This window comes from Corynebacterium sp. HMSC064H12 (assembly GCF_001809925.1).
Taxonomy (GTDB): Bacteria; Actinomycetota; Actinomycetes; order Mycobacteriales; family Mycobacteriaceae; genus Corynebacterium; species Corynebacterium jeikeium_D.
Genome location: NZ_KV799336.1, coordinates 26,556 through 38,908, shown reverse-complemented (window position 1 = coordinate 38,908; position 12,353 = coordinate 26,556). Strand labels below are relative to the sequence as shown.

The window sequence follows — 12,353 nt, the reverse complement described above, 5'->3', positions numbered from 1 at the left end:
TTCGTTGGGCTGGAAAGGGGCTGGATAATGTGCCCCTGTTTTCGGGGGCTCAGCTCTGTGTGTGTTTGCGTATTCTTGAGAGTATGACTGCATCTGATCAAGGAACCCGCACTCGTCAGGACGGTTGCCCCGGCAGCCGCAAGGTTCATATCGCAGCTGATGGCGCAATTGGTCGTCTGCGCTTCCCCGGAGGCTTTCTCCCCGCGCCGGGCTTCGCCGTACTCGCCGATTTGGCCGAGAATTTCGGCGACGGTGATATTCACTTCACCTCCCGCGGCAATGTTCAGATCCGTGGCATCACCAACACCGGCGCATTCGCCGATGCCGCGGAAGAAGAGAAGCTGGTTCCCTCCACCAGCCACGACCGCGTACGCAACGTTCTTCAGTCGCCGCTGTCCGGTCGCGTCGGCGGTAAAGCTGATGTGCGCGACCTGGTTCAAGAGTTCGACAAGGCCCTCATCGCGGAGCCGTCGCTGGCAACACTGCCAGGTCGCACACTCATGGCTTTCGACGATGGCCGCGGTGACGTGCTCGGTGAGCGCCCCGACTTCGGTGTTGTCGCCCACGATGAGAACACGTTCGAACTCATCATTGGTGGCGCGACCTCGGGGCTTGTCGTCTCGCGTGACGACGTCGTGGAGGCTCTCATCACCACAGCGAAGGTGTGGAATGACAGCCGTGGTTCAGCCTGGCGCATCGCCGAAGCCAATGCGGCCGAGCGCGTTGCTGATGCCGTAGTCGAGGAATTGGGCGCGCGAGTTCGTCGCCAGGAGCCGACTCCGGCTGAGAGCTTCGATGCCACCGCCGGGCTGTCCCGCCAGATCGGTTGGATTGACCAGCCGGATGGCCTGGTTAGCCTGGCCGCTGGCCTGCGCTTTGGTGTCCTCCCGGCGCGTCTGGCCCGAGCGATCTCGCACACTCAGGTGCCGGTGCATATCACTCCGTGGTACTCGCTGATCCTGCATGATTTGGAAGAGGAAGTTGCCGAACAGGTCGTCAAGGTATTGGCGCCCAATGGTCTGATCTTCGATCGGAAGTCCACCTGGCTGCGCGTCAGCGCCTGCACCGGACGCCCCGGCTGCAAAAAGTCTCTGGCTGACACCCGCGGCGATGCTTCTCACGCAATTGCCGATGGCCGACTGCCCGAGGGGCGCGTGCACTTCTCCGGTTGTGAGCGTCGCTGCGGCAAGCCCAAGGGCGGTTACTTCGACTATCTCGCCACCGGGGACGGAGAATACGAAGTCACTGCTGTGGACTAGGCTTTAAGCCTATGAAGCGCTTTGAGTACAACACCGACGGTGCGGATATTTACCGTAACTCGTTTGCCATCATTCGCGAAGAAAGCGATCTTTCCCGCTTCGATGCCGATGAGGAAACCGTCGCTGTCAGAATGATTCACGCAGCAGGTCAGACCGACCTGGCCAAGGACATCGTCTTTTCCACGGGAGCTGTGCGCGCAGCTCGCCAGGCTCTCGAGGAAGGCGCTCCTATCTTCACCGATGTCAACATGATCGCCTCGGGTATTACCCGCAAGCGCTTACCTGCTGACAACGAGGTCATCTGCCTGCTGCGTGATGAGCGCGTCCCCAAGCTGGCTCAAGAACTCGGCACCACGCGCACTGCTGCCGCCGTGGAGCTGTGGAAGCCACGCCTAGAGGGCGCGGTTGTCGCCATCGGCAACGCTCCCACCGCCCTCTTCCACCTGCTCAACCGCATTAATGAGGGCTCCTTCCCCATGCCCGCTGCCATTTTGGCCATGCCAGTGGGCTTCGTCGGTGCCGCGGAATCAAAGCAGGCCACTATCGACTCCGGTGCCGAAAACCCAGAGCTGAAGTACATCACCGTCACCGGCCGTCGCGGTGGCTCGGCTATCACCTGTGCTGCCCTCAATGCCATTGCGACCGCAAAGGAGATCATCTAAACCATGTCCGGCTCCTACAGTGCTCAGCCTGGTCATCTCTACGGCGTCGGACTCGGTCCCGGCGACGCAGGTCTCATTACACTCCGCGGTGCCGACATCATCCGCACAGCCGATGTCATCGCCTACCATGCAGGAACTCACGGACGTTCCACGGCGCGCTCAATCGCCGCCGAACTGATTGACGCGCGTGACGACGCTGCCGTGGAAGAGCAATTGCAATACCCGGTGACCACCGGGCGCCCAGTCGACTACCGCGAGCAGCTCGCCGGTTTCTATGCAGAGGCCACTGCTCGCCTGCACAAGCACTTGGCCGAGGGACGAAGTGTTGCAGTTCTTTCGCTCGGTGACCCGATGCTCTATAGCTCGTACCAGCATCTGCATCACGCCCTCAGCGAGGACTTTCCCACTGAGATTGTCCCTGGAGTGGCCAGCATTACTGCGGCGGCAGCAGAGATTGGTCAGCCGCTCGGCGAGGCTACCGAAATCGTCAGCGTTGTTCCCGCCACCGCTGATTCCGAGCGCATCGCTGCGGTTCTTGACGCCTCAGACTGTGTAGTCATTATGAAGCTGGGGAAAAACGTTGAGAAGGTTCGTACAGCGTTGCAGTCCGCAGGCATGCTCGAGCGCGCCTACGTTGTCGAGCGAGCAACCATGAATGAGCACACCAGCTACCCGCTGGCCGATGCAGACCCGGAGAAAGTTCCGTACTTCGCAGTAGCCGTCGTGCCTTCCGCTGTCTACGGAACTGAACGGAGTGTTTCTGGGGCGCCTGAGCCAGCTAATGATGCGGCGAGCGATACAGTCACCGATACGGCGACTGAGTCGGCTGCCCCAGCAGTTGGTGAAGTCGTCGTTGTCGGCCTAGGCCCGGGTGCGGAGCGCTGGACCACCCCAGAAGTCACCGAGGAACTGGCCCGAGCCACGGATCTGGTGGGCTACTCCACCTACATCAACCGGGTTCCTGAGCGCGCCGGGCAACGCCGCCACCTCTCAGACAACCGCGTAGAGGCAGAGCGAGCCACTATGGCGCTGGATATCGCCAAGCGTGGAGGTCGAGTTGCGGTGGTCAGTTCCGGTGACCCGGGGGTCTTCGCTATGGCGGCCGCAGTGCTGGAAGTCGCTGATGACGATATGTGGCGAGACATTCCAGTTCGAGTCGTGCCAGGCATGACTGCGGCTCAGGCTGTCGCAAGTCGAGTGGGCGCTCCCCTTGGCCATGACTTTGCGATGCTCAGTCTCTCCGACAGGTTGAAGCCCTGGGAGGTCGTCGTTAAGCGAGTGCGTGCCGTAGCCGGAGCAGACATGGCATTTGCTGTCTACAACCCGGCATCCAAGTCGCGGAGATGGCAGATTCGAGAGCTACGCGCATTGGCCATGGAGTACCGCGAACCGACAACGCCTGTGATTGTGGCACGGGCAGTTGGCTCGGAGCAGGAAAACGTTACCGTGACCACGTTGGCGGAGTTCGATCCGGATGTCGTCGATATGCGAACCATGGTGATTATCGGTTCGTCGTCGACCAAGGCGTATCGTGCCGGCAAGACCACTCGGGTCTACACCGCACGTCACTACGGTGAGGGCGGCACCAGCGGAACTGGCGAGTTGCTGCGTTAGCCGCTACGCCCGGCGGATGACGGCGTTGTACGCCTCATCCACCGTTGTGGCGACGGTGGCGATATCCGCGCCGGGCAGCTGCGGGCGCTGCACGATAACGACCGGCTTCTTTAGGTCGCGGGCTGCCTCAATCTTTGCGTAGGTAGCAGCACCACCGGAGTTTTTGGTCACCACGCAGTCCACGGCGTAATCCCGCATGAGCTTGCGCTCCGCTGCGACATCGTAAGGCCCACGGCTGAGAATAATCTTCCGATTCTTCGGCAGCGGCGGCGCGGGCTGTTCCACACAGCGAATGAGGTAACGGCCGTTGGAGTCACCGGCAAATGGAGCAAGCTGCTGACGGCCAATAGTGAGAAACGGGCTGTAGAAACGGTCGGCAACAACGTCCGCGGCCTCCTGCATAGAGGACACCTCAACCCAGTTGTCGCCTGGCTGCTTCTCCCACGCAGGGCGATGCAGCGCCACGAGCGGAATACCGGTGGCTCGGGCAGCTTCAGCAGCAGATTCGCTGATCTGTTCTGCATACGGATGCGTGGCATCGATGATGACTTCAGTGGCATCGGAGATTAGCCATCGAGTCAGTCCTGCGGGACCGCCAAAACCGCCGATACGGACATTGCCGACGGGCAGCTTGGGGTTGGAAACGCGACCGGCCAGTGACGAGGTGACAAACCAGCCCTCGCCCACTAGGCGCTTGGCCAGGGCGCGGGCTTCAGCAGTTCCACCCAGTATTAGTGCACGCATGGGATGGTCCGTCCGTATTCATCGCGTGGGCGATCATCGCTGTAGAGGTAGCTATCCGGGAACGCCTCGGCGGTGAGCACCTTGCCGACAATGATGACAGCCGTACGAGTCACACCTGCATCCTTGACCTGCTGCGCAATATCAGCCAGCGTACCGCGGAGAATAACCTGTTCCGGACGGGATGCGAAAGCTACCACTGCCACCGGGCCGTGCTCACCATAATGCGGGGTGAGCTCCTCGACCACACGATCGATGTCGTGGGCGGCCAAGTGAATGCACAGAGTTGCGCCCGTGCGGCCGAAGTTCGCCAGGGTCTCGCCCTCCGGCATCTTGGAAGCGCGCCCGGAGATACGAGTCAGCACCACCGACTGGCCAACAGTTGGCACCGTGAGCTCGTGGCCGAGAGCGGCCGCAGCCGCGGAAAATGCCGGCACACCCGGAACGATTTCGTAGTCAATGCCAAGCTCGCTGAGACGGCGAACCTGCTCTGCCAGCGCCGACCACACCGACGGGTCGCCGGACTGCAGGCGTGCGACATCCTTGCCCGCCGCATGCGCTGCCTGAATGGTCTCGATGATGGTATCCAGCGGCATACGCGCGGTATTGATAATCTCTGCGCCTTCGGGACAGTTTTCCAGCACCTCAGGCGGGACAATCGATCCCGCGTAAAGACACACGGGACAGGAGCGAATAAGCCGGTCCGCACGCAGCGTCAGCAAATCCGCTGCCCCCGGGCCTGCACCGATGAAATACACAGTCATTGTGAGTTACAGAGTCCTCAATATTTTCTAGACAAAGAAATTACGTCTATGGTAGCGCAGGCTCTACTGGCTTCACCGCCACCCACTGCACCACCGGCAACGCAGGGCGCCACGCAGTGAAACTGCCGACTGCACCTGCGCGCTCCACGGAAATCCGGGTGACATCCCCGCCATAGTCGCGACGCGCCTGCCACAGCAGAGCCTCCGACTCCAGCGTCACGGTGTTTGCGACGATGGTGCCTCCCGGGGCAAGGCGTTGCCAACAGGTTTCAATCATTCCGTCAGCAGTGAGACCTCCGCCGATGAAAATGGCATCTGGGCGAAGATTCGAGTCTGCCAACACCGCTGGTGCCGCTCCGTGGTGGACGGTCACATTGCCAGACAGAGCCGCCACATTCTTAGCAATTCGCTCTGCACGAACAGCATCGCGCTCGAAAATTTCCGCACGTCCGCCGTGCCGAGCCCACTCAATGCCAATCGAGCCCGTGCCACCGCCGACATCCCACAGCAGAGCTCCCGGCCGCGGATCCAGCGCAGCGACCGTCATTTGGCGAATCGGCGCCTTCGTCAGCTGGCCATCCGAATCAAAGTCATCGTCGCGCAGCCAGCCGCGCGCGCTTCCCGACGGCTCCACCGCCAGCACCGTGAGGTTTCCAGCTGCAACCGGTGGGTTCGCCACCGTGCCTTTGGCAACGGACTCGGGCATCCCTGTAGCTTCCGTGCCGCCGAGATTGGTCAGCGCGGTGAGCTTGGTGTCTGGGCGGTCGGCTAAAACCGTAGCGACCTCTTTTACTGAGTCCGCGTTTCGGCACAGCACCAGGAAGGGCCGCATCGAATCCGCTACCGGTACCACACGCGCGGCTCCAGGTAGCCCCGGCTCCCCTGTCACCAGCGAAATCACCGGAGTGCCATGCAAGGGCCAGCCGAGGTAGGCGCAGGCCAATGAGGCTGACGATGGCGCTGGAATAACCTCCACGGCGCCACGGCCGAGCTCCCGAACTAGGGACGCCCCTACACCGTGGAACATGGGATCCCCACTGGCGAGGATGACATCGACTGCGGGGTCAATATCTGCCAGGGTGGCCTGCCAGTCCTTCCAGAAGCCACCTGGCCAAGGTGAGAGGTCGGCGTCCAGGTTGACGTCGGCAAGCAAATGGAGCTGACGGGGAGAGCCAATGATGCGGCGAGCCGACGACAACGCATCGACAGCGCGCGCGGATAGACCAGCGTACCCGTCGCAGCCGATGCCGACGACGCGAAGCTTTGGGCTCATCGGGGCATCTTCCGCCAAATCCAGCGCGGAGTCAGATGTGTGGCGCGGGCGAGCAATGCCAATTTGCGCGGAACCCAGACGTGGGGCTTCCGACCGTCGAAACCGGTGACGGCGGCCTCAGCGACTTCGGCGGGGCGCGAGGACATCGGTGCCGGCTTCATGCCTTCGGTCATGCGGCCGATGACGAAGCCAGGCCGGACAATCGTCAGCTGAATATGGCTCCCGTGCAGGCGGTCCTGCATGCCCTGGAGGAAACCATCGAGACCGGCCTTCGCCGAACCGTAGACGTAGTTGGCGCGGCGCACGCGGGCACCTGCGATAGAGGAAAAGGCCATGATGCGGCCCGCAACCTTATCGCGCACAGGCAGCGTGCCGGCGGCGATGTCGGACTCCATGCGCGCGACAATCTCAGTGAGAATCGACGCCTGTGCCGTGAAGTCGGTATGAATGACTGCCGCAGCAGCCTCGCCGGACTCCTCACACTTCCGTTGATCACCGAGGATACCGAACGCGACAATCACCGTGTCGATGGGACCGTGCTGCCAGGCGTGCTCGACGAACTGGCGGTGTGCCGCGATGTCATCGGCATCAAAGTGGATGCGGTGCACCGCGACGGCACCGGAGTCGATGAGCCGACCGGCAATGCCGTCGAGCGCCTCAGTGCGGCGCGCAGCGAGCGTGAAGGTGTTGTGGTTGGCCAGTCGCGCGGCAACTTCCCCGCCGATCTCGCTGGTGGCACCAAGAACGAGTACGTGTCCCATGCGCTAGAAAATACCTTTCCTCTAAACCTCGATTAGACGGTAATTAAATCGTGCGGACCATTATTGACCGATTCTCCGCCGTCTTCGGTGACAACGATGATGTCTTCCAGCCGCATACCGAACTCACCCGGCAGGTACACACCCGGCTCCACCGAAAACGCCATGCCAGGCTCGAGCTTGAGCTCATTGCCAGCCATAATGAACGGCTCTTCATGCGTGGACAGGCCAATGCCATGACCAGTGCGGTGAATGAAGTACTCGCCGTAGCCCGCAGCGGTGAGGCTATTACGCGCAATCGCATCGATCTCTGCAGCCGTCACACCGGGGCGCACCGCCGCCACGGCAGCTTCCTGCGCCTTGCGCAGAGCCGCCCACGCTGCAGCTTCCTTCTCCCCCGGCTTGCCGACGACATAGGTGCGCGTGCAATCGGAGTGGTAGCCAAGCGGCAAGGTGCCTCCGATATCGACGACCACCACGTCACCTTCCTCGATGACGCGGTCGGAGAAATCGTGGTGCGGATTCGCACCATTTTCAGCGGAGCCGACAATGACGAAGTCAATGGCGACGTGCCCCTCCTCCAGGATGGCAGCCGAAATCTCATCGGCGACCTCGCGCTCAGTGCGACCTGCGCGCAGCATACCCGGCACACGAGCGTGAACGCGGTCAATAGCGGCGCCGGCCTCGCGCAGCTGATCAATCTCAGCGGCGTCCTTGCGCATGAACAGTTCCTTCAGAAGGTCTCCGGCCAACACAGTCTTAGCTCCGGTGAGATCCTGGATAGGAATCAAGTGGTCAGCGGTCAAAGAGGCTCCCACTGCGAGGGTGCCCACGTGGCCCACCAAGTCGGCGACAATGCGGTGCGGATTCTGGCCGTCTTCCCACAACACCACATCGGCATTGAGGTCACCGATTGCACACAGTGGCAGGTCCCCGCGCTCAACAGCGGGCAGTACCAGCGTGGTGGTGCCGGATGCAGTGACCACCAGCGCGGTCAGGCGTTCATGCGAAGTGACCGCAGAACCAATGAGATACTGCAGGTCAGCGCCGGTTCCAAAGACTGCAGCGTCCGCATCGCGGCTGCGGAGTAGCTCCGCAGTGCGATCCAGACGCTGCTGATAGATGTCAAAGCTAAAGATACCGTTGCTCATAGTTGCCAACTGTACCCGTCGGCCTGTGCCCGTCGCCGGTTGAGTGGCCTCGGGGCGGCGAGGCTTCGGCTGACCAACGTAACCGGCAACTAATTGTTCAGCGCCACTACGCCCCTGCGAATTGCCTGAATAGCCTCGGCGGACTTGTCGCGAATGTCCGTGGAGTAGCCGGTCTTCTTGATCTGCTGCAGCAGGTCAATGACCTGACGGCACCAGCGGACAAAGTCGCCCGGGGTCAGCTCCGCGCCACTCTCGGCGGCGGCTTGCAGGCAGTACCCCAGCGGTGCACCCGCAGTCCACTGATGAATTGCGGTGGCAAAAGCCATATCCGGCAAGTCCGTTACCGGCAGCCGGTAACGGCGCTCGTCCTCCGACAGTTCCTCCCAGATGCGGTAGGTGTTCCCCAGCGCCTTGGCCAGCGGCTCGGTAGGCACCTCGTCACTGCCTTGACTGGCCTTGCGGTTTTCAAAGACCAAACTCGACACCGCACCGGCCAGTTCCGCGGGGTCCAGATCATCCCAAATACCGCGGCGCAGACACGTGGCCACCAGCAAATCCGAGCCGTTGTGAATCTGCGCCAGCCGCAGGCCTTCCTCGGTAATTGTCGGCTCCGCTCCCTCCCGCCATTCCACGTAGTCCATTTGTGTTAGCAACTGCAGCATGCGGTCGAATGTGCGCGCCAATGTATCCGAGGCGGAATCGACGCGCTTTTGCAGCTTGGCCACATGCGCCTCGGCCTGCCGCAGCGTATCGGCGTGACGAGCCATCGTCTCCACCGCAGGATCGCCATGTAGCGGATGCTCGCGCAGCTCCTGGCGCAACTTCCTCACCGCCGGCGAGTTGCCACCAGTGCGACGCTTCAGCCTCTTTGGTCCCTTTAGCCCCTTGCGGCCAATCTCTGCGCGCACAATTCCGAGTGCACGTCGCGGATGCCGGTCCGCATCCCGAGGCAGCTTAATCGCGCCGACCGTCTGCGGCGCCGCTGGGAAGATATGCGGCTCTACACGCCCCACGAACCCGCCGACACTGATGACACCGGGACGTGGATTCGACTTCGAATGGTCCTCTCGGTACACGACCGCCAGCTGCACCTTCTTACCCTTCGGCAGAGGAATAACCTCGCCTCGACGGAGTCTGCGCAGCGCGGTCACTGTTTCCGTGTGGCGGTCTTCAATATTGCGGCGCTTGGCGTTCTTCTCCTCCTGGGTCAGCTTCGCGCGCAGATCCAGATATTCAAGCATCTGGGTCAGGCGCTCGTCGTCACGCGAACTGCCTTCCTCGCTTGACGACGACCCCTCAGCCTCCGCCCCTTCAGCGTGCGCGTCGGCTCCCCTGCCGAGCAGTTCCGCACGCAGGGCCGCGGCTTCTTGCTTTGCCTTGGACAGTTCGGCGGCGACTCCGACGATGTCGCCATCCGCCTGGAACTGTGCGAATGAGCGCTCCATGACGCGCTTCGAGCCGTCGTAACCGAGCGTCTGCAGGAGGTTGACGCTCATGTTGTAGCTCGGCGCGAAGGTGGAAATCAGCGGGTATGTGCGCGTAGATGCCAGCCCTGCGACAGCCTTCGGATCCATTGCCGGGGCCCACTGCACCACTGCATTGCCGACAGTGTCAATACCGCGGCGGCCAGCGCGACCGGTCATCTGCGTGTACTGACCCGGCGTGAGATCCACATGTGCTTCGCCGTTGAACTTGACCAGCTTCTCCAGCACGACCGTGCGGGCAGGCATGTTGATGCCCAGCGCAAGCGTCTCGGTGGCGAAGACAACCTTGACCAGGCCTTCGTTAAAGAGCTCTTCCACAATGTGCCGGAACGCAGGCAGCATGCCCGCATGGTGCGCCGCAAAACCACGGATGAGAATGCGGCGCCAGCGCAGGAAACCGAGAACCTGCAGATCTTCCTTCGGAATGTGTGCAACACCGTCATCGATAATCTTGGCGATGCGCTCCTGCTCATCCCGGTCAGTGAGCTCTGCGCGCGTAGCACCGACCTGCGCCAGCGCGCCTTCGCAGCCCGCGCGGGAGAAGATGAAAACGATCGCGGGCAGCATGTTCATGGAGCCGAGCATGCGGATAACATCGCCGCGCTTCGGCGGACGGAACTTGCGCTGCCCCTTATCGCCCCAGCTATACGAGCGCCCACCGCCCTTGTGCTTTTTGTACTGGTAGCGCTCCCTGGCCCCAGCGTCGCCGTAGCCGAACTCGGCACGACGGCACGCCTCCAACAGGTCCTGATTGACCTTGTCCGACTTCGCCTCGAAGAGTGGATAGAGCCGGTTTCCCACCAGCATGTGCTGATGCAGCGGAACCGGGCGCAGATCCGTGACAATAACGTCCGTGTGCCCGCGCACCGTGGAAAGCCAGCGACCGAACTCCTCGGAGTTGGACACCGTCGCCGACAAACCGATGACGGCCACGGATTGGTCGAGGTTCAAAATAACCTCTTCCCACACAGCGCCGCGCTCGCGGTCAGCGAGGTAGTGAATCTCATCCATCACCACATGCGTGAGCTTCTTCAGCGTCGGCGAGTCCGCATAAATCATATTGCGCAGCACCTCGGTGGTCATCACCACGATGTCCGCGTCGCCATTAATAGAAGTGTCGCCAGTGAGCAGGCCTACGCGGTCCTCGCCGTAGTCCTCGATTAGGTCGTGGTACTTCTGGTTGCTCAACGCCTTGATAGGTGTGGTGTAAAAGCACTTGCCACCGCGCTCAAGAGCTGCATAAATAGCGAATTCGCCAACAATAGTCTTGCCCGCGCCGGTGGGTGCACAGACGACAACGCCCCGCCCTGCCTCAATTGATTGGCAGGCGCGGAGCTGAAAGTCGTCAAGATCGAAATCCTGTTGGCTGACGAAATCGCCGAGAAGAGTCATGCCTCTAGAGTGTCATAAACCGCGCTAGAGAACATCATCAAAGTCGCTCGTCGGACGATTTCGCAAGTCCTGCGTCGGCATCGGAGTCTCCGGAATCATGCCCTGTGGCCGTGGTGGACGCGAATTGCGAGTAGGACGCATCTGGGATGCCCGCGTCGGCGTCGGCGCGTTCACTGGCGTGGGGCCAGAGACCGGAGAGGTCGTCGGGGCCGCTGATGCCGTCGGCATGCCGCCCGGCTGAATCGACGTCGGCGCACTTACTGAAGTCGGGGCGTCAATGCCGCCCACGTCACCGATACCGCCGGCGGAGCCAATCGGGCCGGACGCTGTAATGGGTCCGGAGCCTTGCTCGTCATCGACGTCCAACCAATCAGGTCGCTCATTTGCTTTACGACGGTCATGGAGACGACAAATCTGGATTGCGATTTCCACCAGCAACGTCAGTGCCGTTGCCATTGCGACCATGGATATTGGTTCCTGCCCCGGAGTCATGAAGGCCGCAAAGATGAACAGCGACATAATGATGATGCTGCGCTTGTCCTTGATGCTCTCGTAGGTAACGACACCGGCCATGTTCAGCATGACCAGGAAAAGCGGAACCTCAAAGCTCACGCCAAAGCAGACGATGAGCGCCAAGAGGAAACCGAAGTATTGCGAACCGGTGAGTGCAGAAATTTGCGTCTCTTCACCAATCTGGAGCAAGAACTCCAGACCGATGGCGACAACGTAGTAGGCCAGGACGGAACCCATGACAAACAGCAGCGCGGCGGCAGTCACAACTCTGCGCGTGGTGCGGCGTTCCTTCCGAACCAAGCCGGGAGTGATGTAGGCCCAAATCTGGTAGAGCCACCATGGCGACGACATCACCAGACCGGCCAGCGCACCGACCTTCAGTCGCAGCATGAACATTTCAAACGGACTGGTCGCCAGCAGACGACACTCCGCGCCCTCACCGCCGCCGAGACGCATCTCGGGTGGAAGCTGACAGTACGGATCCTTGAGCAACTCACCCAGGGACTTAAAGTGCACAGGGCCAACATTGACCGAGGTAAACGGTATGCGGAACTGACCAATGGTAAAGGCGGTCTGATACCAGATAAAGCCCACAACAGTGCCGACGGCAATACCAGCGAGGGCGAGAACGAGGCGACGCCGGAGCTCTTGAATGTGCTCGACAATAGTCATCACGCCCTCGGGATTGCGCCTACGCTGGCGCTTCCGAGGACGTGATGTGGATGTAGCTGAAGTCACGCTT

Annotated in this window: 10 protein-coding genes; 3 read left to right on the top strand and 7 right to left on the bottom strand. The window is 61.5% G+C overall.

Annotated elements, in window-relative coordinates; all coding sequences use genetic code 11:
• Positions 1-83 precede the first annotated feature (83 nt).
• From cobG to cobJ, 3 genes are read left to right on the top strand one after another with little or no spacing between them, the layout of a single operon-like run.
• Entirely contained in the window at positions 84-1,259 is a 1,176-nt protein-coding gene (gene cobG, locus HMPREF2681_RS04070; protein WP_065419943.1) for a precorrin-3B synthase, read from the top strand.
• Positions 1,260-1,270: 11 nt separating this feature from the next.
• Complete coding sequence (locus HMPREF2681_RS04065) at positions 1,271-1,921, top strand: precorrin-8X methylmutase (RefSeq protein ID WP_048734062.1); 651 nt, start codon at positions 1,271-1,273, stop codon at positions 1,919-1,921.
• A 3-nt stretch (positions 1,922-1,924) separates the two neighbouring features.
• Positions 1,925-3,535: a precorrin-3B C(17)-methyltransferase gene (cobJ, locus tag HMPREF2681_RS04060; protein ID WP_048734064.1), complete on the top strand. Its 1,611-nt coding sequence runs from the start codon at positions 1,925-1,927 to the stop codon at positions 3,533-3,535.
• A gap of 3 nt (positions 3,536-3,538) precedes the next feature.
• Here cobJ and HMPREF2681_RS04055 read toward each other — a convergent pair whose 3' ends face one another.
• The 7 genes from HMPREF2681_RS04055 to tatC form a co-directional block, all read right to left on the bottom strand.
• Positions 3,539-4,279, bottom strand: coding sequence for a cobalt-precorrin-6A reductase (locus HMPREF2681_RS04055; protein WP_048734066.1), 741 nt, complete (start codon positions 4,277-4,279; stop codon positions 3,539-3,541).
• The gene (cobM, locus tag HMPREF2681_RS04050) at positions 4,267-5,040 is read right to left on the bottom strand and encodes a precorrin-4 C(11)-methyltransferase (RefSeq protein WP_070546142.1); all 774 of its coding nucleotides are present in this window, start codon (positions 5,038-5,040) and stop codon (positions 4,267-4,269) included. The genes HMPREF2681_RS04055 and cobM overlap by 13 nt, the downstream gene beginning before the upstream one ends.
• Positions 5,041-5,086: 46 nt before the next feature.
• Entirely contained in the window at positions 5,087-6,313 is a 1,227-nt protein-coding gene (gene cbiT, locus HMPREF2681_RS04045; protein ID WP_070546140.1) for a precorrin-6Y C5,15-methyltransferase (decarboxylating) subunit CbiT, read from the bottom strand.
• A complete protein-coding gene (locus tag HMPREF2681_RS04040; RefSeq protein WP_070546138.1) occupies positions 6,310-7,074 on the bottom strand; it encodes an SDR family NAD(P)-dependent oxidoreductase in 765 nt (254 codons plus the stop codon). Before HMPREF2681_RS04040 ends, cbiT begins: the two co-directional genes overlap by 4 nt.
• A 32-nt stretch (positions 7,075-7,106) precedes the next feature.
• Positions 7,107-8,222 (bottom strand): M24 family metallopeptidase, encoded by a 1,116-nt coding sequence (locus tag HMPREF2681_RS04035; protein WP_016422804.1) that lies wholly within the window; start codon positions 8,220-8,222, stop codon positions 7,107-7,109.
• An 89-nt stretch (positions 8,223-8,311) separates the two neighbouring features.
• Positions 8,312-11,098, bottom strand: coding sequence for a DEAD/DEAH box helicase (locus HMPREF2681_RS04030; protein WP_070546136.1), 2,787 nt, complete (start codon positions 11,096-11,098; stop codon positions 8,312-8,314).
• A 24-nt stretch (positions 11,099-11,122) separates the two neighbouring features.
• Positions 11,123-12,349, bottom strand: a complete 1,227-nt coding sequence (gene tatC / locus HMPREF2681_RS04025; protein WP_065421641.1) for a twin-arginine translocase subunit TatC — start codon at positions 12,347-12,349, stop codon at positions 11,123-11,125.
• Positions 12,350-12,353: the final 4 nt, after the last annotated feature.

What these genes read in the sequence shown, in the direction of transcription:
- cobM (WP_070546142.1), bottom strand. Translation starts at nt 5,040, where the DNA reads ATGACTGTGTATTTCATCGGTGCAGGCCCGGGGGCAGCGGATTTGCTG.
- HMPREF2681_RS04030 (WP_070546136.1), bottom strand. Translation starts at nt 11,098, where the DNA reads ATGACTCTTCTCGGCGATTTCGTCAGCCAACAGGATTTCGATCTTGAC.
- HMPREF2681_RS04040 (WP_070546138.1), bottom strand. Translation starts at nt 7,074, where the DNA reads ATGGGACACGTACTCGTTCTTGGTGCCACCAGCGAGATCGGCGGGGAA.
- HMPREF2681_RS04035 (WP_016422804.1), bottom strand. Translation starts at nt 8,222, where the DNA reads ATGAGCAACGGTATCTTTAGCTTTGACATCTATCAGCAGCGTCTGGAT.
- cobG (WP_065419943.1), top strand. Translation starts at nt 84, where the DNA reads ATGACTGCATCTGATCAAGGAACCCGCACTCGTCAGGACGGTTGCCCC.
- cobJ (WP_048734064.1), top strand. Translation starts at nt 1,925, where the DNA reads ATGTCCGGCTCCTACAGTGCTCAGCCTGGTCATCTCTACGGCGTCGGA.
- HMPREF2681_RS04065 (WP_048734062.1), top strand. Translation starts at nt 1,271, where the DNA reads ATGAAGCGCTTTGAGTACAACACCGACGGTGCGGATATTTACCGTAAC.
- HMPREF2681_RS04055 (WP_048734066.1), bottom strand. Translation starts at nt 4,279, where the DNA reads ATGCGTGCACTAATACTGGGTGGAACTGCTGAAGCCCGCGCCCTGGCC.
- cbiT (WP_070546140.1), bottom strand. Translation starts at nt 6,313, where the DNA reads ATGAGCCCAAAGCTTCGCGTCGTCGGCATCGGCTGCGACGGGTACGCT.